The sequence below is a fragment of the Stappia indica genome, from assembly GCF_009789575.1.
Taxonomy (GTDB): Bacteria; Pseudomonadota; Alphaproteobacteria; order Rhizobiales; family Stappiaceae; genus Stappia; species Stappia indica_A.
The window spans coordinates 1676596-1696851 of the sequence record NZ_CP046908.1 but is presented as its reverse complement, the minus strand read 5'-3'; the positions used below and the strand labels follow the sequence as shown (position 1 = coordinate 1696851).

The window sequence follows — 20256 nt, the reverse complement described above, 5'->3', positions numbered from 1 at the left end:
GAGTGCCGGAATGCGGTCGAAGCGCCTCGCAAGGCGGTGGTCGCACTTCCCTCGAAGCCGGCTGAAAAACCCGTCTGTTCCATCTTTACAATCAAACGCGATCTGTGATCAAGATATGTTTGATCAAACATCACGGATCGCGAGGCGGTTCTTTGGTGGCTGTCGATTGCCTTTTGGAGGTCGTGACAGACAGGGGCGAAAAGACCCCGCCGCCGAGGCGCCGGGATAAGGAGCGGATCCTTGCAGTCAGTCAGCAGCACTGCGGACGGGGCAGCGCGCGTATCGGCCGGCGGGTCGCCGCCGGTCCTGTCGGCGACGGGCGTTGCCCGGCGGTTCGGTGGCAACCGGGCGGTGGACGGCATGTCGCTGGACCTCCATGGCGGAGAGATCGTCGGGCTGATCGGGCCGAACGGCGCCGGCAAGACGACGTTTTTCAGCCTTATCGCCGGAAGTCTCGTGCCGGATGCCGGTGAAATCCGCCTGAAGGGCGAGCGGATCGAGCGACAGCCAGCCGCACGGCGGCTGGCCATGGGGCTCGGGCGCACGTTCCAGATCCCGCGGCCCTTCGCCGGCATGAGCATCCTCGACAATGTCATGGCTGCGGCGCAGAACCAGACCGGCGAAAGCATCCTGCGCAACTTCCTGCAGCCCGGTACGGTGCGGGCCGAGGAGCGTGCGGCACGCGAGCGGGCGAGGGCGCTGATCGACTTCGTGACCCTCGGCCATCTCGTCGACCAGCCGGCCCGCGTCCTGTCCGGCGGTCAGCGCAAGCTGCTGGAGCTTGCCCGCGTGATGATGGCCGAGCCGGCGGTGATCCTGCTCGACGAGCCGGCGGCGGGCGTCAATCCGGCCCTGCTCGACGTCATCATCGACCGGATCGTCGAGATCAACCGCATGGGCGTCAGCATCCTCCTCATCGAGCACAACATGGACATGATCGCCCGCCTGTGCGGGCGGATCGTCGTGATGGCGTCCGGGCGGGAACTGGCGGCCGGTACGCCTGCGGAGATCATGGCCAATCGCGAGGTGGCGGAAGCCTATCTCGGCGAGGTGGTGCCGGAGGCGGCGACATGACGACAGCCGCATCCGCCGCATCGTCGGCGCCGCTTGCGACCCGCGGCCTTGTCGCCGGCTACGAGCCGGACCTGCCTATCGTCAAGGGTATCGACTTCACCCTGGCGCCGGGCGAATTCGTCACGGTGCTCGGGCCGAACGGGGCCGGAAAGTCGACCTTCGTCAAGGCGGTTGCCGGGCTGGTGCCGCTGCATGGCGGCACCTTGCATCTCTCCGGCGAGGAGATCACGGACCTGCCGCGCCATACGCTGGTGCGCAAGGGGCTGGCCTTCGTGCCGCAGACGGAGAACATCTTCGCGACTCTGACGATCCGGGAGAACCTGCAGGTGGCGGCCGCCATCCTGCCCAAGGCGGAGCGCCAGCAGCGCATCGAGGCGATGCTCGCGGCCTATCCCGATCTTGCAAGCCGGCCGGGCGCGCTTGCCGGCGGCCTGTCCGGCGGCCAGCGCCAGATGCTGGCGACCGCACGCGCCCTCCTGGTCGAGCCGAAGGTGCTGATCCTCGACGAGCCTTCTGCGGGACTGTCGCCCAAGGCGGTGGCGGAAATGTTCGCGCGGTTGGTCGAGATCAACCGCAGCGGCGTGCCGATCCTCCTGGTCGAGCAGAATGTCAGGGCGGCTCTGGCGATTGCCTCGCGCGCCGTGATCCTGGTCGACGGCCTGTTGCGCCACGATGCACCGGCGGCGGATCTCGCCGCCGATCCCGATATCGGCCGCCTGTTCCTGGGCGCCCATGCGGACGGCGCCGCACCCGCCGGGGAGGGGACACGATGAGCGCCCAGATCCTGCTCGAGGGCCTGCTGGCCGGGGCGATGATCGGCCTTGGTGCCGTCGGCCTGACGCTGACCTATTCGATCCTGCGCTTTGCCAATTTCGCCCATGGCGAATTGCTCAGCTGGGGCGCCTATCTCTCGCTCAGCCTGTCGCTGGCCATCGGTGCGGTGTCCGGCGCCAGCCTTGCCCCGCTCGATCCGTTCAGCGTGTCGGTGGCGCTGATCCTTGCCGGATTGTTGGCCATGGCGCTCACGGCGGTTCTGGCGCTTGCCGTCGACCATCTCCTGTTCGCCAGGCTGAGACGGCGCGGGGCAACGGCGATCATCGTGGTGATGGCGAGCTTCGGTGCGTCCATGGCGCTGCGCAGCCTGCTCGAATTCCTCTACACCTCGAAGCCTGCCTACTATTCCCGTGAACTCCAGATTGCCATGCCGCTGCCCGGCGGCATCCGTGCCACGCCGGACCAGCTGTTGCTGATCGGTCTTGCGTTCCTGGCGGTGATCGCCGTTCACCTGCTGCTCACCCGCACGGATCTCGGCCGCGCCATGCGTGCGGTCAGCGAGAACCCGGCGCTGGCCGGCATCGTCGGCATCGATACGGCGAAGATCGTGCGCGCGGTATGGATCATCGGCGGCGCGCTGGCCTGTACAGCAGGCACCATGTCGGGCCTGCTGGTGCAGATCCGCCCCTATATGGGCTTCGACCTGCTGCTGCCGCTCTTCGCCGCCGTCATCCTCGGCGGTATCGGATCCGTGCCCGGCGCCATGCTCGGCGGGTTGATCGTCGGCCTGTGCGAGGCGCTGGCGGTCCAGACGATAGGCGCCGAATGGCGGGCGGCGGTTGCCTTTGCCGTGATCACGGTCGTTCTGGTGGCGCGCCCCACCGGCCTGTTCGGGAGGGCGGCATGAGCCTGGAGCTTCTGGCCTACTGCGCCTTTTTCCTCACCGTTGCGCTCACCTATGCGGTGATCGTCCTTGGCCTCAATGTGCAGTGGGGCCAGACGGGGCTGTTCAATGTCGGCGTCGCCGGCTTCGTCGCTGTCGGTGCCTATGTGTCGGCACTGCTGACGTCGCCGGCGGTGGAGGGACGCCTCGGCGGTTTCGAGCTGCCGATCCTCGTCGGCTGGCTTGGTGCCTTCGCAGCATCCGGGCTGCTCTCGGCGCTGATCGGCTGGATGACCATTCGCCTGCGCGCCGATTATCTGGCGATCTCCACCTTCGGCATTGCCGTTACCGTGCAGCTTGCCGTGCTCAATCTCGAGGGCATCACCGGCGGCCCCTTCGGCATCAGCCTGATCCCGCGTCCCTTCGGCGACCTGGCCGGCCGCTCGCTCGCCTTTTCGCTCGCCAATATGGCGCTCCTCGTCGCCGTTGTGTTCGGCCTCTATCTGATGCTCCAGCATCTGGCGAAAAGCCCCTGGGGCCGCGCGCTTCGCGCGATCCGCGAGGACGAAGTGGCGGCCGAGGCGCTCGGCAAGAGCCCGCGCCGCTTCCGGATCGAGGCCTTTGCGCTCGGCGGGGCGATCATGGGACTTGGAGGTGCGGCGCAGGCGCATTTCATCGGCTTCATCGCGCCGGAGAACTACCTGCCGATGTTGACCTTTCAGGTCTGGGCGATGCTCATCGTCGGCGGTTCCGGAAACAATCGCGGCGCCATCCTCGGCGCGCTGTTGGTCTGGGCGCTCTGGGCGGCATCGTCCGCGGTGGTCGAGGCCTTGGCGCCTGCCGGCGAGCAGGCCCGCGCCGCCTCGCTGCAGACCGTGATCATCGGTGTCGCCCTGTGCGCCATCCTTCTCTTCCGCCCGCAAGGGCTGCTTCCCGAACCGGGCGGCACGCGTCGCCGCCTGCCTTTCCTTCACAGATGGCGCGGCACACCCGCCGCGACGACAGGATCCGACCGCACATGACCAGCCGTCCCGATACGACGAAACTCGGCCCCGACCTGGAGATCAGCCGCATTCTCACCGGCCTCTGGCAGATCGCCGACATCGAGAAGGACGGCACGCCCGTCGATCTGGAGGCGGCAGCCGGGCACCTTGCCGATTATGCGGCCGCCGGCTTCACCACCTTCGACATGGCGGACCACTACGGCAATGCGGAGCTCGTTGCCGGCCGGTTGCTGGCGCGCCACGGCGAGGGGGAGGGGCGTCCGCTCGCCTTCACCAAGTGGTGCCCGGAGCCGGGACCGATGACCGAGGACGTCGTGCGGGCCGGCGTGCAGGAGCGGCTCGACCGGCTTGGCGTCACGTGCGTCGACCTGCTGCAATTCCACTGGTGGACCTTCGAGCATCCGGGCTGGCTCGATGCCCTCAAGCATCTTGCGAAGCTCCGCGAGGAAGGGCTCATCCGCGAGATCGGCGTTACCAATTTCGATGCCGGCCATCTGCGCGTTGCGCTGGCCGAGAACCTGCCCATCGTGTCCAACCAGGTGTCCTTCTCGGTGGTCGACCGGCGCGCAGCCGGCGCCCTGACCGCCCTTTGCCAGGAGCGGGGCGTGCGGCTTCTCGCCTATGGCACGCTGTGCGGCGGGTTCCTGTCCGAACGCTGGCTCGGCAAGCCGGAGCCGACGGAAATCGCCGACTGGAGCCGGATGAAATACAAGCGCTTCATCGACACGGCCGGCGGCTGGCAGGCTTTTCAAGGGCTGCTCTCGGCGCTCGACCGTATCGCGAAGAAACACGGGGTTTCCCTCTCCAATGTCGCGACGCGCTGGGTGCTTGAAACGCCCTCCGTCGCCGGCGTGATCATCGGCGCGCGGGTGGGCGAGCGCGAGCACCGGGCGGACAATCTCCGCCTCTTCGGCTTTGCGCTCGACGACGAGGACCGCGCCCTGCTGGAGGATGCTTTCGGGGCGATGACGCCGATCCCCGGCGACTGCGGCGACGAGTATCGCCGCCCTCCGTTCCTCACCGCGTCTGGCGACCTCAGCCACCATCTCGACCAGATCCCCAGCGTCTACACGCCGGAGCCGGTGCCGGGCCGGCCCAACCGCTGGCGCCTGTCGTCGGGCAGCATCTGGGAGCCGCTTGCCGGCTTCAGCCGGGCCATGCGCATCGGCGACCGGGTTCTCGTCTCCGGCACGACCGCCACCCATGGCGCCGACCATTGCGTCGCACCGGGCGATGCCGAGGCCCAGACCACCTATATCCTCGACAAGATCGCCGCCGCGCTCACCGCCTTCGGCGGTTCGATGGAGGATGTGGTGCGCACGCGGGTCTACCTGCAGGATGTCGGCGCCTGGGAAGGTCCATCGCGCGTGCATGGCCGGGTCTTCGGCGAGATCCGCCCGGCCAACACGATGCTTGCCGTCGGCGATCTCATCGGCGGCTATGAGGTGGAGATCGAGGTCGAGGCGGTGCTGGACCCGCAGTAAAGGCGGGGCGCCCGCGCTTAGCTGATGGCGCGCCAGGCGAGATAGCCGAGGCCGGCAAGCAGCCCTGCCGGCAGCAGCCGAAAGGCGAGGAGGCCGACGACATCCTCCAGCGGATAGGCGGGCCGGTCGAACCAGAAGGTCGGCCGGCTCTCGATCACGTTGAGGATATATTTGCGCCGGTCGCGCGAGCGGACGGGCAGGCGCGGCAGCTCGAAGGGCAGCATGTCGAGCACATGCTTCGTGCACAGGCGGTTCTCGGCCGGGAAGTGGAAGAAGAACGGCTTGCCGCCCGTGCGCGTATTGACGAGGTGGGCGCCGTCGAACCGGTAGAGCTTGCGCTCCAGCCCCGACTGGCAGGCCGAGCTTGCGAAGATCTCCTGATCGTAGTCGAGCGCGGCGCGGCCGGGATTTTCCATGAACCACTTGTTGAGCAGCGACTGGTCGCAGTCGACGGCGCTGGCATAGTCGAGTTCGGAGAGCATGGCGGCAAGCGCGCCGGCCTCGCCAACATAGCAGCCGGCATTGAGATAGCGGTACATGCCGCTCTTTCCGCCCGCCTTCGGGTAGGAGCGCGATGCGCGCAATCGGGCCGGGAGCTTCCAGGTGAAGCCTGGTTCCGTGGAGATCACGATCGGAGCGCCGAAGGCGAGAAAGCGGGCGACAAGCTCTGCCGGGTCGCGGATCAGGACCACATCGAAACAATCGGTATGGACGACGATTTCGTCCTCCGGCAACGTGCGAAGTCGTTCGAGCACCAGACGGGCACGTGCCGCATGCCCGGGATAGGGATGGCCGGTCCAGACGATGTCCGGAACGATGCCGAAGCGGGCAAGCGAGGCGCGATACCGGTCGAGGCCGGGCCCTTCGTGGGAGGCTGCGGTAATGAACCGGGGCGGTTTTGCCCTGACGGCCGCCGTTTCCTCCGTCTCGCACATCCTCTGGCCTCCACGCATGCTGATCATGCAGCGCCTTAACCCGACCCGGGGCGTCCGGCAACGGCTTTCAGGTCAGCGGCGTGGCGAAGGAGGCAGAGGGCAGCCCGTCCTTGATCCGCTCCGCCTCCAGCTGGGCGATCTTCAGGTCGATGACCGTTCGGTCGAGCATGCCCGACACATTGTCGGAGGTCGGCAGGGTTTCGGCGACATGCAGGTAGCGCTCGGCGGCGACCGCCATCAGCCGGCGGAGTTCCGGCAGCGGGTCGGGATGGTCGTCGGCGCGAATGTCGATCCACGGATAAGCCTCGCCGCGGACGATCTTGAGCGCCGCAGACTGCTTGCCGCGCTTGTCGCCGCCGGCTGCCTCGCCGGCTTCCATAGCGGTGAGCAGCCGGTCGGCGAAAGCCTTCTCCGGGTGGCGGAGATAGGTTTCCAGCGTTGCCTCCAGGACCGCCGGCCTCGCGAGCATGTTGCCGGCGACCGAAACCCCGTCGGCGAAGAGATGCCCTGCCCAGGCAACGCATTTCTCGCCGGTAAAGGCGGCGCTGCGCCCCGTCGCATCCATCACATGAAGCTGGCGCGAGTGGGCCCCCGCATCGCGGCCGGTCATCGCCGCGACGACGTCTTCAGCCGAAGCGCCGGCCTGCAGCATCTTCATGCCGTCGGTACCGTAGAGCGGCGAGATGAAGGCCTGGGTGGCGATGGCGCCGACGCCGCCCGCCATGTGCGGGACGACGGCGCCAACCGCGAAGAAGCGGCTGGCGACGGCAATGCCGAACTGGCCGGTCGCGGCATCGCGGGCGACAATCGAGTAGGTCATTCAGGCGGTCTCCCGTCAGCGTCCGGCCGCATAGGCCTGCATCAGCCGCGGCGTCGCGGCGGCACGCAGCAACCCGTTCGGGTCGCGGCGGGCGGCCGTCAGCCGGCCGATGGACCAGGCGGGCGCCACGTCGAGAGCATGCCCGCGCGCGCGCAATGCGTCGAGCACCGGCTTGCCGAAGCTCTCCTCCACCATGATGTGGCCCGGCTGGCGCTGGCGCGGATAGAACGACGCCGGGAAGTGGGTGGTGTGGAACAGCGGCTGGTCGATTGCCTGCTGCAGGTTGAGATCGTGATGGGCGAGACGCAGGAACAGCGACAGCTGCCACTGGTCCTGCTGGTCGCCGCCCGGCGTGCCGAAGGCAAGCGTGGGAACGCCGTTCTTCAGCGCAAGGCTGGGGGTCAGCGTCGTGCGCGGCCGCTTGCCCGGAGCAAGCGAGGTCGGCAGCCCGTCCTCCAGTAGGAACATCTGGGCGCGCGAGTTGAGGCAGAAGCCGAGCGCGGGAATGATCGGCGAGGATTGCAGCCAGCCGCCGGACGGCGTGGCGGAAACCATGTTGCCCCAGCGGTCGATGACGTCGATATGCACCGTGTCGCCGCGCTTTTCCGACAGATGCGCCATGGTCGGCTCGTAGACGCCGGTCGCCGAGGTGCCAAGGCCCTCGATCACCTGCATCGCCTTTTGCACCTGTGCCTCGTAGCCGGGGACGATGCCGGGACGCAGGTCGAAGGAGGCGGTCTCGCCGATCAGTGCCCGCCGTCCGGCACTGTAGGCGTCGGACAGCAGGTGCTGCATCGGCACGTCGGTGAAGGCAGGGTCGCTGTAATAGACCTCGCGGTCCGCATAGGCGAGCTTCATCGCCTCGGCGACGAGATGCACGAAGTCGGCGCCGACCGGGTCGACCTGGCCGATGGCCGTGCCCTTGAGCAGGGCGAGTGCCTGCAGCAAGACCGGGCCCTGACCCCAGGGGCCGGTCTTGGCGACGGTCCAGTCGTGATAGTCGTAGGTCAGCGGCGTTTCCGTGGTCGCGCGCCAGTTCGCAAGATCGTCGGCGGTCAGCACGCCCTTGTGCCGCGTGCCGCTGGCGTCCATCGCCTCGGTCTTTTCGACGAAGGCGGCGATCTCTTCGGCGATGAAGCCGCGGTAGAAGCAATCGCGCGCCGCCTCGATCTGTGCCTCGCGGCCGCTCTTCGCCTCCGCTTCCCTCAGCAGCCGCTCCCAGGTGTCTGCAAGGGCCGGGTTGCAGAACAGCTCGTCCGTCGCCGGCGCCTTGCCCCCCGGACACCAGGTGGCATGCGAGGTCGGCCATTCCTTTTCGAAGAAGCCCGCAAGGCCTGCGATGGTCGCAGAAACGCGCGCCAGCATCGGATGGCCGCTGCGGGCATAGTGGATCGCCGGCTCCAGGACATCGCGCAGCGGCAGCCGCCCATGGTCCCGCAGCATCAGCATCCAGCCGTCGAAGGCGCCGGGAATGACGGTCGCCAGCATCCCGTCGCCGGGGATCAGCGACAGGCCCTCGCGGCGGTAGTGCTCGATGGTCGCGCCGGCCGGAGCCGGGGCCTGGCCGCAGATCACCTCCATCTTGCCGCTCGTCGCATCGTGCAGGATCACCGGCAGGTCGCCGCCCGGGCCGTTGAGATGCGGCTCGACGACCTGCAGCACGAAGCCGGTGGCGGCCGCCGCGTCGAAGGCGTTGCCGCCCTTTTCCAGGATGCTCATGCCGATCGCCGTGGCGATCCAGTGGGTCGAGGTGACGACGCCGAACGTGCCCCGGATTTCCGGTCTGGTGGTGAAGGTGGACATCCGATCTCCCTTGGGGGTTTTCCGTGTTGTTGCCGGGCCGAAGCGCGGGGTCAGCTCTCGCGCGGGTCGAGCGCGTCGCGCAAGCCGTCGCCGAGCAGGTTGAAGCCGAGAACGACGAGGAAGATGGCGGCACCCGGCCACCACGCCATCCACGGCGCCTGGGTCATGAAATTCTTGGCAACGTTCAGCATCGATCCCCAGCTGGGATCGGGCGGCTGCTGGCCGAGGCCGAGGAAGGACAAGCTCGCCTCCGCGATGATTGCGGTCGCGACCGTCAGCGTCGCCTGCACCAGCACCGGCGCGAAGACGTTGGGCAGGATGTAGCGCCACATGATGGCGACGTCCGACAGGCCGACGGCGCGCGCGCCCTCCACATAATCCTCCGTCTTCACCGACAGCACCTGGCCGCGGGTCAGGCGGATGAAGATCGGTGTCGCCGACAGGCCGATGGCGATCATCGCGTTGGTCAGGCTCGGACCGAGGAAGGCGGCAAGCGCGATGGCGAGGATGAGGAAGGGTGTCGCCAGCAACGCATCGGTGATGCGCGAGATGATCTGGTCGGTCCAGCCGCCGAAATATCCGGAGACGAGGCCGAAGGGCACGCCGACGACCACGGCGATCAGCACCGAGACGACGCCGGCGAGCAGCGACGCCTGGGCGCCCCAGATCATGCGCGAGAGGATGTCGCGGCCGATCTCGTCGCTGCCGAGCCAGTAGAGCTCGGACGGCGGCTTGCGGATCGCCGACCAGCTGGTCGCGGCCGGGTCGGCGATCGGCAGGATCGGGGCCAGCACGGCGATGCCGACGAAGAAGGCGACCAGCAGGAAGCCGAAGAGCGCGCTCTTGTTGCGTTTCAGCTTCTTCCAGGCGCGGCTGCCGCTGCGCGCGGGCAGGGCGCCGTCGTCGGCATCTGCGGGCAGGAGCGGGGAGGCGGTGGCGGGCGTGGTCACAGCGTCGCCCTCATGCGCGGGTTGAGCAGGAAGTAGAGCACGTCGGCGATGAGGTTCATCAGGATGAAGCCGGCCGCGGTGCACAGCACGACACCCTGGACGACCGCATAATCGCGGGTGAAGACCGCATCGACGATCAGCTTGCCGAAGCCGGGAATGGTGAAGATCTGTTCGGTCAGCACGGCGCCGGCGAGCAACTCGCCGAACAGCAGCGCACCCAGCGTGACGATGGGCAGCAGCGCGTTGCGGAAGGCATGCTTGAGGATGACGACGCGCTCGCCCAGGCCCTTGGCGCGGGCGGTGCGCACATAGTCGGCCTTGAGCACGCCGAGCATCGCCGAGCGCGTGTGGCGCATCAAGGTGGCGGCAAGGGCGGTGCCGAGCACGAAGGCGGGCATGATCATGGTCTGGAACGAGCGCACCGGGTCCTCGAAGGGCGATGCGTAGCCCGAGGCCGGCAGCCAGCCGAGTTCCACGGAGACCAGCAGGATCAGCATGATGCCGAGCCAGAAATTGGGGATCGACAGGCCCGACAGCGCCACGAAATTGGCGATGTAGTCGATGGGGCTGCCCTTCTTCACCGCCGACAGGATGCCGGCCGGAATGCCGATCACCATGGCGATGATCATCGCCATCACCGCGAGCTGGATGGTCACGGGAAGCTTGTCGAGGATCAGCTGCAGCACCGGCTGGTTGGTGCGCAGGGAGATGCCGAGATCGCCCTGCACCAGCCCGCCAAGCCAGTAGGCGTATTGATAGAAGATCGGGTCGTTCAGCCGGTACTTCTCGCGGATGAAGGCGAGCACTTCCGGGTCGCGCTCCTCGCCGGCGAGAACCAGAGCGGGATCGCCCGGCAGGAGCTTTTGCAGCGTGAACACGAACACCGACACCAGCAGCAGTGTCGGGATCGCGATCAGCAGGCGTCTTGCGATGAAGGTCAGCATGAACGGGCCGTGTCCGGAAAAGGGATGCAAGGCCCGGACCGCCCGGGCCTTGCATCTGTCGCGTCAGGATTTGAACTTGACGTTCTGCAGGCGGATCATGCCGTCCGGATAGGGGACGAAGCCTTCGACCTTGCCGTCCAGCGCCCAGATCCAGGTCTGGTGATAGAGGTAGATGATCGGCAGATCCTTCGCGAGGATCTTGCGGGCTGCGTCATAGCTCGCCTTGCGGGTCGCTATGTCGTTGCTGGTACGCGCCTTGTCGAGCAGCGCGTCGACCTCCGGGTTGCAGTACTTGCTGTCGTTGATGCCGCCCTTGCAGGTCATGAACTGGTGGATGTTGCCGTCCGGGTCGGTGCGGCCCGACCAGCCCACCTGGCTCGCCTGGTAATTGCCGGCCGTCTGGTCGGCGAGCAGGCTGGCGAACTCCATCGACTTGAGCTTGACGACGAAGCCGGCCTCGGCGGCCATCGACTGCACCACCTGCATCAGCTGTGTCTGAACCGGATTGTTGGCGACCTGCACCTCCAGCTCGAAGGTCTCGTGCCCGGCTTCCTTCATCAGCTCCTTGGCCTTGGCGATGTCACGCGCCGGGATCGGCGTTTCCTTGTCGTACCAGGGGCTGGTCGGCGGGAAGGGCTGGTTACCCGGCGCGAACACGCCCTCGAAGACCACCTGGTTGATCGCGTCACGGTCGAGCGTCAGCTCGAACGCCTGGCGCAGCCGCGGGTCGTTGCCGAACGGGTTGTTGCCGCGCTCGCCATTGTCGACATTGATGGTGATGCCCTGGTAGCCGAGGCTGACCGCGTCCGCATAGACGAGGCCCGCGTCCTCCTTCACCGAGGCCGCGTCGGTGGCCGCCAGCCGCTCCAGCATGTCGAGATCGCCCGAGCGCAGGTTGGCGAGGCGCACGGTCGTGTCGGGGATCGGCAGGAAGGTCACGCTGTCGAAGTGGATCGCGTCGGCATTCCAGTAGTCGGCAAAGCGCGTCAGGACGATGCGGTCCTGCTGGACGCGCTCCTTGAAGGCGAAGGGGCCTGAGCAGACCGGATTGGAGCCGAAGTCGGCTCCGGCGGCAGAGGCGGCCGTGGGCGACACCATCATGCCGGCGCGGTCGGCAAGCTGCGCAAGCAGCGTCGCATCCGGCTGGGCGAGGGTGATCTTCACCTGCATCGGGCCGGTGACCTCGACGCTTTCGATCGACTTGACCTCGCTCTTGCGGCGGCTTTCCGGCAGGCCCTTCGAGCGCTCGATATTGGCCTTTACGGCCTCCGCGTCGAAGGCGGTGCCGTCATGGAACGTGACGCCGTCGCGCAGGTCCATGGTCAGGATCTTGCCGTCGTCCGACCACGACCACGCGGTCGCCAGCATCGGGATGATCTCGAGGTCCGGCGTGATGTCGACCAGCTTGTCGCAAAGCGAGGCATAGACGATACGGCCGACGAACGTGCGGGACTGGTCCGGATCGAGCACATCCGGATCCTCCTGGAGGCCGATCCTCAGGTCGGCCGCGGCGGCGGGCAGCGCGACAAGGGCGCTGGCGCTCAACAGCAGGGCTGCAAGAAGACTCTGTCGCATTCTCAAGGCTCCTCTGGTCAGGTTCTTATGATTCAGATTGCGGGACGGAGTTCTGCTGGCGTTCGCTTCTGTCCCGGTAAAGCGAAAGACGGCGGCGGGCGGCCTGCGAGGCCTCCGGTTCGGCAAGGACGGCGGCCTCCTCCTTCGCCGCCCGTTGCCAGTGGTGGCAGGCGACGCGGCGCCCCGGTTCTACCTCCCGAAGGGCCGGCCGGTCCGCGGCGCAGCGCAGATCGGCAAGCGGACAGCGGGTATGGAAGCGGCAGCCTGAGGGCGGCGCGAGCGGCGAGGGCACGTCGCCGTCGAGCTTCACAGCGGCCTTGCGGGCTCTGGGGCTGGGGATCGGGATCGCCCGCATCAGGGCCTGCGTATAGGGATGGAAGGGCGCATCGTAGAGGGCGGCCGTGTCGCCTTCCTCGACGATCTCGCCGAGATACATCACGGCGACCCGGTCGCTCATGTGGCGAATGACAGCAAGGTCGTGGGCGATCAGCACCAGGGTCAGGTCGTATTCCTGCTTCAGGTCCTCCAGAAGGTTGATCACCTGCGCCTGGATCGACACGTCGAGCGCGGAGACCGGTTCGTCGCCGATCAGCACTTTCGGGCCGGATGCCAGTGCCCGGGCGATGCCGATGCGCTGGCGCTGGCCGCCGGAAAACTCGTGCGGGTAGCGGTCGGCGAATTCGGCCCTCAGCCCGACGCGCGTCAAAAGGCGAGCGACCTCCCCCCGACGCCACGCGGCATCGCCGAGGCCATGGACGCGCATCGGTTCCTCTATGATGGCGCCGACGCTCATGCGCGGGTTCAGCGAAGAGAACGGATCCTGGAAGACGAATTGCAGATCCTTGCGCAGCCGCCGCATCTCTTTTTTCGGCAAGGCGGCGATGTTCGTGCCGCCGTAAAGCACCTCGCCCTCGCTGGGGTCGATCAGGCGCAGCAGCAGGCGGGCGAGGGTGGACTTGCCGCAGCCGCTTTCGCCGACCACCGCCAGCGTCTCGCCGCGATGCACCTTGAGCGACACGCCGTCGACCGCGCGCACGCTCTGGCGTTCGCCGAACAGCTTCATGCCGACGGGGAACCGCTTGGCAAGGCCACGGGCCTCGAGGATCACGTCGCGCGGGTCGCCGGTCATGCCGCATCTCCGAAGTGACGTTCCAGCGGCGCATAGCGGCAGGCGGCGGCATGGCCGGCGGTGATCTCCGCGAGCGGCGGCGCCTGTGTGCGGCACGCGGCATCGGCAAACGGACAGCGCGGGGCGAAACGGCAGCCCGGCGGCATGCGCTCGACCGTCGGCACCATGCCCGGAATCGTCGCGAGCTGGCCGCCGCGCTCACTGAGCGAGGGGATGGAGCTGATCAGACCGAGCGTATACGGGTGCTGCGGGTCGTCGAAGATCGCCTCGACGGGGCCGGTCTCGACGATCCGCCCGGCATACATCACCGCCACCTTGTCGGCGACCTCGGCCACGACGCCGAGGTCGTGGGTGATGAGGATGAGGGCGGTGCCGGTTTCGCGCTGCAAATCGCGCATCAGATCCAGGATCTGGGCCTGAATGGTCACGTCGAGCGCCGTGGTCGGCTCGTCGGCGATCAGCAGGCGCGGATCGTTGGCGAGCGCCATGGCGATCATCACGCGCTGGCGCATGCCGCCCGACATCTGGTGCGGATAGTCGTCGAGCCGGCGTTTCGCGGCCGGCACCTTCACCCGCTCCAGCATCTCCAGCGCACGGGCCCGCGCCTCGGTCCGCCCGACCGGACGGTGCCGGCGGACGATCTCGGCGATCTGGTCGCCGACCGTGTAGACCGGGTTCAGCGAGGTCATCGGCTCCTGGAAGATCATCGCGATGCGGTCGCCGCGCATTCGCCCCATCTCCCGGCGGGAAAGGGCAAGCAGGTCGCGCCCCTCGAACAGGGCGCGGCCGCGCACGATCTCGGCCGGGGGCATGGGCAAAAGGCCCATCAGGGCGAGCGAGGTCACCGACTTGCCGCAGCCGCTTTCGCCGACGATGCAGAGCGTTTCGCCGGCGGCGACATCGAAGCTGACGCCGTCGACCACGTTGGACGAAGTGCCGCCGAAACGGAGGGCAAGGTCCTCGACGGCCAGGACCGGCGTCCGGGATGCGGCCGTTGGCGGGGTGCCCATCCTATTCGGCATCGGCAGGGCCCTCGACGGTCTGCAGCATCAGCCTTTCCTGCAGGCTGAGCAGGTGCTTGCGCATGGTCCGCTCGGCAGCGACCGGGTCGCGCCGCTCCAGCGCGTCGACCAGCTCCTCGTGCTGGGAATGGTAGAGGCGCTGCGAGCTGGGCGTGCGCAGCGCTTCGCGCACATGGCGCCAGTTCTCGTCCTGGCGCACCCGGTCGACCACGTCGAACAGCGCCAGGAACAGGGTGTTGCCGGCGGCCATGGCAACGGCCCGGTGCAGCGAGCTGTCCCAGAGCTCGCGGCTGTCCATGTCGGTTGCCGCGGCGACCTTCTCCGAAATCTCGCGCATGCGGGCGATGTCGGCGGCGGTGGCCCGCAAGGCGGCGAGGCGGGCGAGCGCCGGCTCGATGCGCAGTCGAACCTCCATCACCTCGAACATGTTGGTCAGTTCGGGCAGATGGCGAATGCGGTTCTCGGCCCGGTTGCGGGCCGCAGAGATGAACGTGCCGGCCCCCTGGCGGCGCCAGATCCGCCCTTCCGCTTCGAGCACGTCGAGGGCGCGGCGCACCGCCCGCCTGCCGACGCCGATTTCTTCCGCGAGTTCGCGCTCGGTCGGCAGCTGGTCACGGGCTTCCCGTTCCAGCTGGTCGACGATGATGCGCAGGCGCTCCAGGGCCAGGCTGGAGTTGCGCTGTATCGGGGTCTCGTCGGTCACGGGAGCTCGAACCTGCCTCGTACCTTTTGCTTTATTGGTCCCATTATTGGCGCAGAAGAGAAGGGCTGGCAAGCCGGTGCGGAAGGCGGTTTTTTCAAAGCTTGCAAAACGCGCATACCTGATGAAATTTTCAGCTTCTTTTGAGGCTGTTGGCATTTGCATGAGCACCTTCCTGCTTACGAACCAATCACCTATTGGTTCGTAATGGACAGCGCGCGACAGCTGGTCGCTTGAGAGGCGGGCGGGGCAGGCGTAAGGTGCCGGTCCTTCCGATCGACCGGAGTTTCCCCATGCAGATCATTGCCACCGTGACCGGCCTTTACATCGGGAAGGCGCGCGAGCGCTGGGATGGCAAGCCGCCCTCGGCTATCGGCAAGGAGGCCGTCCGCGGTCCCCTGGAACTCGGCCTGGACGGCTTCGAGGACGACGAGCAGGCGGACCGGGCCGTTCATGGCGGGCCGGAAAAGGCGCTGCACCACTATCCTGCCGATCACTATGCCTACTGGGCCGCGCGGTGGCCCGAACACGCCGAGCGCCTTGTTGCCGGCGGTTTTGGCGAAAACATCTCGACCCTTGGCGTCACCGAGGCCGATGTGTGCCTCGGAGACCGCTTCCGCATCGGCTCGACGCTCGTCGAGATCTGCCAGGGACGCCAGCCGTGCTGGAAGCTGCCCGCCCACACGGGGATCGACGAGATGGCGATGGCGATGCAGAAGAGCGGGCGCACCGGCTGGTATTACCGCGTTCTGGAGGGCGGGCGGATCTCGGTCGGCGATACGATGGAGCTGACGGCCCGTCCCTGTCCCGACTGGCCGCTCGACAGGGTCGTCGCAGCCCGCTTCGATCCGCGCCTCGATCCGTCGGTGGCCGCTGCCATCGCCGCGTTGGCGCCATTGTCGGCGTCCTGGCGTGCGGCATTCGAGAAAAAGTCGAAAGCCGGGTTTTCCGAAGACACGACGGCCCGCCTCAACGGAGATTGAGCCGGCCATCCCGGGCCTTGCGGGGCATGTTTGGGCGCAAGGGCCGCCTTCGGCTCATCGTGTTCCCTTGCAGCGATTTCAGCTCCTGCTAAATTCCGCGGCGCAAATCCCGAGGAGGGAAATTTGACGACGGAAGACATTTCGCGCGTTCCGCATTCGGTGTTCTCGCTGGATGCCGTTCCGCTCGCCGACCGGTTCGAGGTCTGGCGCGAAAGCATCGGTTGTGTCTTCGAGGTGGGCGTGCCGCGCGAGCGTCGGGCCCACGGATTTCGCGCGGAGCTCGATGCGCATGTGATCGGCGATGTGGCGCTGGCCCGAACCAGGACCGAGGCCCAGTCCTGGGCGCGCTCGTCGGCGACCATCGCGCGCGACGGCATGGATCATCTGATGATCCAGGTCTACGAGCAGGGCCGGATGGAGTTCCACCATCGTGGCCGCGACGAGGTCTTCGGCCAGGATGCATTGGTCGTCTTCGACCTTGCCCAGGAGATGCGGTCGCAGACCAGCGACTTCACCAACCTGTCGCTCCTCGTCCCGCGCTCGCTCATCGAACCGCAGCTGAAGCAGGCCGGCGATCGGCACATGCAGGTCATTCATGCGCAGGGAAATCCGCTTGCCCGCCTGCTGATCGATCACATGACGACGCTGAAGGCGCTGGCGCCGGACATGAGCCTGTCGCAGGGAACCGAGGCAAGCGCGGCGACCGTGGCGCTGACGGCCGCCTGTCTCAATGCAAGCCGACGCGACGACAGTCAGGGCGAGGCGGGCATCGCCTTTGCGCTGCTGGTGCGGGCGCGCCAGCGGATCGCCGAGCATCTTCGCGATCCGGATCTGTCGCCGGCACGGGTGGCGCGGCTGTCGGGCGTGTCGCGTACCCGCCTTTACGAGATGTTCGAACCGTTCGGCGGGGTGCTGGCCTATATCCGCGAACAGCGGTTGCGGCTGGCGCTGCGCATGCTGATCGACCACCGTTTTGCCGAACGGCCGATCTCGGCCATTGCGGCCGATTGCGGTTTCGCCAATGACAGTGCGTTCTCGCGCGCCTTCCGTGCCCGCTTCGGGACCACGGCGCGAGACATGCGGGCAGCTCCGGCCGGTGCGGAGCGGGCGAGCAGCGATTTCGACCGCGATCTCGACCGCCGCTACGAGGAGTGGATCCGGCTTCTCAGTGCCTGATGGATGCGGCGCGGGACAGATCCCGCGCCGGCCTCATGCGTCAGCGCCAGGCGATGATCCTGCCGGAGGAGCCGTCCGCCGTGCCGTCCATGCGGTTGGTGCCGTTGAGGGCGAGCACCGCGACGCGCTTGCTCATCATGCCGGTCAGGACGACCTCGTTGCCCCGCAGGGACCAGCTCGAGACGCTCTGCAGGTCGGTGCCCATGCATCCGAATGTGGAGGCGAAGTCGCCCATGCCCGCGCCGGTGGGGCGCAGCGACAGGCGGCACTGCTTGCCGTCGACCTCGACATTCCAGTCGCCGGCGATCTGGCCCTTGGTGACGGGGGCGGGGGCTGTGCCCGGTTGGCCCATCATCGCGCCGAACAGCATCGCGGCGGCATTGCCCATGGCGTTGGGGTCGACCCGCACCGAGGCGGTGGTGCTGGACGATTTCGTGTGGCGGGTGCCGTCCGGCGTCACCCACGACTTCGACGAGGACGAGAGAGTGGCGGTGCGCTGCATCGGCGATGCGGCCTGGCTGGTGCTGCCGAAAGCCGGAGAGCCGAAGTTCGGGGCCGCAAAAGCCGGCGGCGGTGGCGGCGGTCCGGAGCTGGCCGGGGCCTGGCACCCGGCGAGGGCGGCGGCAAAAAGCAGGGCGGCCGTCAGGCGAGCGCCAGACGAGCGGGCGGTGTTGGAAAGGGCCATGCGCGTATCCTGAAATCCGTTCTGGAAGTCCGTCCGGGGATCCGTGCCACATCGCCCCCCTCGACGCGGCGGATGGCACGCCTGTCTTTCTTGTCGGTAGCCGTGCCTGCGGCCAAGCGCGATCCGCAGCCGGCGGACGCAGAGCCGAAAAAAACGGACGCGCTGCAAGCTCGCGAACATGCCGACGGTCGCTGCGTGACGGGTGTCACACCACTGGGTGGTTGGGGCGGGCATGGTGAAAAGCGCCGCGTGCACTCGCGTGCGGTGCTTGACGCATCCGGTGGAGGTTCATTTGCGACAGACAGGAATTGCCGCGCTGCTGGCAGCGGTATTGGCCGTGCCCGCGGCGATAGCGCAGGAGACGCAGCCCGACACGCTGCTCGTCATCGACATGTCCAACTCCATGTGGGGGCAGATCGACGGCGTGGCGAAGGTCGATATCGCCCGCGAGGCGCTGGCCGGGCTGGTGGAGACCCTTCCCGACGGCGCGCCGACGGGTCTCATGGCCTATGGCCACCGTCGCACCGGCGACTGCGGCGATGTCGAACAGGTGGTCCCGGTCACCCCCCTCGACCGCTCTGCGCTCACCCGCGCCGTCGCGGCGATGAAGCCGCGCGGCAAGACGCCGATCACCGAGGCGTTGCGGCAGGCTGCGGCCGGGCTCAATGCCAATGACCGGCCGGCACGGCTGGTGCTGATCTCCGACGGCATCGAGACCTGCGGCGGCGACCCTTGCGCCCTTGCCCGGGAGCTGGCTGCGGGCGGCATCGACTTCACCGCTCACGTCATCGGCTTCGACATTGCCTCGCGTGCCGACCAGGCGAAGATCGCCTGTATCGCCTCTGCGACCGGCGGGCGCTACTTCAACGCCCGCAATGCCGGCGAACTGTCGGAGGCGCTGAAGAGCTCGACCGAGGCGGCGTCCGCTGAGCCTGCCGGCTTTCCGGTCACCTTCAGCGCGGTCGAGGCCGAGACCGGCAATGCGGTCGCTGGTGCGGTGGACTGGACGGTGGTCGATGCGGCGAGCGAGCAGCTCGTCGCGACCCTTGGCGGCAACGACGCGAAGATGGACCTGTCGCCGGGCGACTATCTCGTGACCGCCACGGCCGGAGATCGCGCCGGCGGTGTCGAGGTGACTGTCGGCGACCAGGGCGCATCGGTCGTGGTGAAGCTCGCCAGCGACGTGCCCGCAGCAAGCGTTTCTCCCGCTGCTGCCGGCGGCCCCGCCTCCTCCAGCCTTTCGGTCGCCTTCACGGGACCGATGGAGGAGAGCGACTTCCTGCGCATCCTGGATGCGGACGGAAACCGGCTGGAGACCGACAACTGGGCCTGGGTGCGCGACGGCAGCCCGGTCGAGATGCGCCTGCCCTCCGAGCCCGGCAGCTACGCGGTCGCCTATGTGTGGGCGAAGGCGGGAGACCGGGTGCTGGCAACCGCTGCGATCGAGGTAACGCCGGCCGACCTTGCCATCGAGTTGCCGGCGCAGGTGCCGGCCGGCACCACGGCCAAGGTCTCCTGGCGCGGCCCGAACGGGAATGGCGACTACCTTGCCTTCGTTCCTCCCGGCGGCACTGCGGACGATCACGATGGGCGCTATGCCTTCGTGCGCGACGGGGCGGTCCTGTCCATGCAGGCTCCGGCGGAACCGGGCGACTTCGAGGCGATCTATGTCGCCGGCAATGACGGACAGGTGATGGTCCGCACGCCGTTCAAGGTGGTGGACTCGCCGGCCACGGTCGCCATTGACGGGCCTCTCATGGTCGGCAGCCATGTGGATGTCGCCTGGACGGGCCCGGGCGGGGCCTCCGACTGGGTCGGCTTTGCCTCGGTGGGCGCGCCGGCCGGCGAGTATATCGGCTGGGCCACGCCCGAGGGTTCCAGCGTCCGCCTGCCGACGCCGGGGATCGCGGGCGACTACGAACTGCGCTATGTGCTCTCGGCCTCGGAAGGGCCGAAGGTTCTGGCCTCGCTCCCGGTTACCGTAGCCGAAGCACAGGTGAAGCTCGAGGCGCCGGCCGAGGTCGAGGCCGGAAGCGAACTGCAGGTGGTTGCGGAAGGCCCGATGGCCGGGGCCAACTGGGTTGGCTTCGCGCTGGTCGGCGACGGCGATGGGGCCTATGTCGGCGGTGCCTGGAACAGCGCCGAGAACATCGCGGACGGCCGGATCACGGTCATGGCGCCGGCAGAGCCGGGCCAGTACGAACTGCGCTATGTCATCGCCACCGGCGAGCCCCGTGTCGTCGCGCGGGTGCCGGTCACGGTGAAGTAGGCAAGAGCTTGCCGTAGAAAAGACGACACCCCGGCAGGCGGCCAGC

18 protein-coding genes are annotated in these 20256 nt (G+C 67.8%); 8 read left to right on the top strand and 10 right to left on the bottom strand.

All coding sequences use genetic code 11. The features are described from left to right. The first annotated feature begins 240 nt into the window (after nucleotides 1-240). From GH266_RS07980 to GH266_RS07960, 5 genes are read left to right on the top strand one after another with little or no spacing between them, the layout of a single operon-like run. Nucleotides 241-1074 (top strand): ABC transporter ATP-binding protein, encoded by an 834-nt coding sequence (locus GH266_RS07980; protein WP_244953793.1) that lies wholly within the window; start codon nucleotides 241-243, stop codon nucleotides 1072-1074. Then, entirely contained in the window at nucleotides 1071-1847 is a 777-nt protein-coding gene (locus GH266_RS07975) for an ATP-binding cassette domain-containing protein (protein WP_158193418.1), read from the top strand. Before GH266_RS07980 ends, GH266_RS07975 begins: the two co-directional genes overlap by 4 nt. Next, complete coding sequence (locus tag GH266_RS07970; RefSeq protein ID WP_158193417.1) at nucleotides 1844-2755, top strand: branched-chain amino acid ABC transporter permease; 912 nt, start codon at nucleotides 1844-1846, stop codon at nucleotides 2753-2755. The genes GH266_RS07975 and GH266_RS07970 overlap by 4 nt, the downstream gene beginning before the upstream one ends. Continuing rightward, nucleotides 2752-3753, top strand: a complete 1002-nt coding sequence (locus GH266_RS07965) for a branched-chain amino acid ABC transporter permease (RefSeq protein ID WP_158193416.1) — start codon at nucleotides 2752-2754, stop codon at nucleotides 3751-3753. Before GH266_RS07970 ends, GH266_RS07965 begins: the two co-directional genes overlap by 4 nt. Then, complete coding sequence (locus tag GH266_RS07960; RefSeq protein ID WP_158193415.1) at nucleotides 3750-5219, top strand: aldo/keto reductase; 1470 nt, start codon at nucleotides 3750-3752, stop codon at nucleotides 5217-5219. Before GH266_RS07965 ends, GH266_RS07960 begins: the two co-directional genes overlap by 4 nt. A 17-nt stretch (nucleotides 5220-5236) precedes the next feature. Here GH266_RS07960 and GH266_RS07955 read toward each other — a convergent pair whose 3' ends face one another. The 9 genes from GH266_RS07955 to GH266_RS07915 all read right to left on the bottom strand — a co-directional run bounded on the left by GH266_RS07955 (nucleotide 5237) and on the right by GH266_RS07915 (nucleotide 15100). Further along, a complete protein-coding gene (locus GH266_RS07955; RefSeq protein ID WP_158193414.1) occupies nucleotides 5237-6154 on the bottom strand; it encodes a glycosyltransferase domain-containing protein in 918 nt (305 codons plus the stop codon). Nucleotides 6155-6221: 67 nt separating this feature from the next. Further along, a complete protein-coding gene (locus GH266_RS07950; RefSeq protein ID WP_158193413.1) occupies nucleotides 6222-6974 on the bottom strand; it encodes a DUF1028 domain-containing protein in 753 nt (250 codons plus the stop codon). Nucleotides 6975-6989: 15 nt separating this feature from the next. After that, on the bottom strand, nucleotides 6990-8777 hold the full coding sequence (locus GH266_RS07945) for a gamma-glutamyltransferase family protein (protein ID WP_158193412.1): 1788 nt from the start codon (nucleotides 8775-8777) through the stop codon (nucleotides 6990-6992). Nucleotides 8778-8827: 50 nt separating this feature from the next. After that, nucleotides 8828-9697 (bottom strand): ABC transporter permease, encoded by an 870-nt coding sequence (locus GH266_RS07940; protein WP_158196105.1) that lies wholly within the window; start codon nucleotides 9695-9697, stop codon nucleotides 8828-8830. 26 nt (nucleotides 9698-9723) lie between these two features. Continuing rightward, entirely contained in the window at nucleotides 9724-10671 is a 948-nt protein-coding gene (locus tag GH266_RS07935) for an ABC transporter permease (protein ID WP_158193411.1), read from the bottom strand. A gap of 63 nt (nucleotides 10672-10734) precedes the next feature. Next, the gene (locus GH266_RS07930) at nucleotides 10735-12246 is read right to left on the bottom strand and encodes an ABC transporter substrate-binding protein (RefSeq protein ID WP_158193410.1); all 1512 of its coding nucleotides are present in this window, start codon (nucleotides 12244-12246) and stop codon (nucleotides 10735-10737) included. Nucleotides 12247-12271: 25 nt separating this feature from the next. Then, nucleotides 12272-13375: an ABC transporter ATP-binding protein gene (locus GH266_RS07925; protein WP_158193409.1), complete on the bottom strand. Its 1104-nt coding sequence runs from the start codon at nucleotides 13373-13375 to the stop codon at nucleotides 12272-12274. After that, on the bottom strand, nucleotides 13372-14385 hold the full coding sequence (locus tag GH266_RS07920; protein ID WP_158193408.1) for an ABC transporter ATP-binding protein: 1014 nt from the start codon (nucleotides 14383-14385) through the stop codon (nucleotides 13372-13374). The genes GH266_RS07925 and GH266_RS07920 overlap by 4 nt, the downstream gene beginning before the upstream one ends. Before the next feature lies 1 nt (nucleotide 14386). Beyond that, a complete protein-coding gene (locus GH266_RS07915) occupies nucleotides 14387-15100 on the bottom strand; it encodes a FadR/GntR family transcriptional regulator (RefSeq protein ID WP_244953792.1) in 714 nt (237 codons plus the stop codon). 290 nt (nucleotides 15101-15390) lie between these two features. On the opposite strand from GH266_RS07915, the gene GH266_RS07910 reads away from it, so the two are divergent. Beyond that, nucleotides 15391-16080 carry an MOSC domain-containing protein gene (locus GH266_RS07910; protein WP_158193407.1) on the top strand — a complete coding sequence of 230 codons (690 nt, stop codon included), beginning with the start codon at nucleotides 15391-15393 and terminating at the stop codon, nucleotides 16078-16080. A 123-nt stretch (nucleotides 16081-16203) separates the two neighbouring features. Further along, a complete protein-coding gene (locus GH266_RS07905; RefSeq protein WP_158193406.1) occupies nucleotides 16204-17256 on the top strand; it encodes a helix-turn-helix domain-containing protein in 1053 nt (350 codons plus the stop codon). Between the two features lie 40 nt (nucleotides 17257-17296). Here GH266_RS07905 and GH266_RS07900 read toward each other — a convergent pair whose 3' ends face one another. After that, entirely contained in the window at nucleotides 17297-17941 is a 645-nt protein-coding gene (locus GH266_RS07900) for an AprI/Inh family metalloprotease inhibitor (protein WP_158193405.1), read from the bottom strand. A gap of 292 nt (nucleotides 17942-18233) precedes the next feature. Here GH266_RS07900 and GH266_RS07895 point away from each other — a divergent pair, with 292 nt between their 5' ends. After that, nucleotides 18234-20210: a vWA domain-containing protein gene (locus tag GH266_RS07895; RefSeq protein WP_158193404.1), complete on the top strand. Its 1977-nt coding sequence runs from the start codon at nucleotides 18234-18236 to the stop codon at nucleotides 20208-20210. The last annotated feature ends 46 nt before the right edge of the window (nucleotides 20211-20256 follow it).

What these genes read in the sequence shown, in the direction of transcription:
- GH266_RS07935 (WP_158193411.1), bottom strand. Translation starts at nt 10,671, where the DNA reads ATGCTGACCTTCATCGCAAGACGCCTGCTGATCGCGATCCCGACACTG.
- GH266_RS07955 (WP_158193414.1), bottom strand. Translation starts at nt 6,154, where the DNA reads ATGTGCGAGACGGAGGAAACGGCGGCCGTCAGGGCAAAACCGCCCCGG.
- GH266_RS07900 (WP_158193405.1), bottom strand. Translation starts at nt 17,941, where the DNA reads ATGGCCCTTTCCAACACCGCCCGCTCGTCTGGCGCTCGCCTGACGGCC.
- GH266_RS07960 (WP_158193415.1), top strand. Translation starts at nt 3,750, where the DNA reads ATGACCAGCCGTCCCGATACGACGAAACTCGGCCCCGACCTGGAGATC.
- GH266_RS07925 (WP_158193409.1), bottom strand. Translation starts at nt 13,375, where the DNA reads ATGACCGGCGACCCGCGCGACGTGATCCTCGAGGCCCGTGGCCTTGCC.
- GH266_RS07965 (WP_158193416.1), top strand. Translation starts at nt 2,752, where the DNA reads ATGAGCCTGGAGCTTCTGGCCTACTGCGCCTTTTTCCTCACCGTTGCG.
- GH266_RS07930 (WP_158193410.1), bottom strand. Translation starts at nt 12,246, where the DNA reads ATGCGACAGAGTCTTCTTGCAGCCCTGCTGTTGAGCGCCAGCGCCCTT.
- GH266_RS07920 (WP_158193408.1), bottom strand. Translation starts at nt 14,385, where the DNA reads ATGGGCACCCCGCCAACGGCCGCATCCCGGACGCCGGTCCTGGCCGTC.
- GH266_RS07970 (WP_158193417.1), top strand. Translation starts at nt 1,844, where the DNA reads ATGAGCGCCCAGATCCTGCTCGAGGGCCTGCTGGCCGGGGCGATGATC.
- GH266_RS07910 (WP_158193407.1), top strand. Translation starts at nt 15,391, where the DNA reads ATGCAGATCATTGCCACCGTGACCGGCCTTTACATCGGGAAGGCGCGC.
- GH266_RS07950 (WP_158193413.1), bottom strand. Translation starts at nt 6,974, where the DNA reads ATGACCTACTCGATTGTCGCCCGCGATGCCGCGACCGGCCAGTTCGGC.
- GH266_RS07975 (WP_158193418.1), top strand. Translation starts at nt 1,071, where the DNA reads ATGACGACAGCCGCATCCGCCGCATCGTCGGCGCCGCTTGCGACCCGC.
- GH266_RS07945 (WP_158193412.1), bottom strand. Translation starts at nt 8,777, where the DNA reads ATGTCCACCTTCACCACCAGACCGGAAATCCGGGGCACGTTCGGCGTC.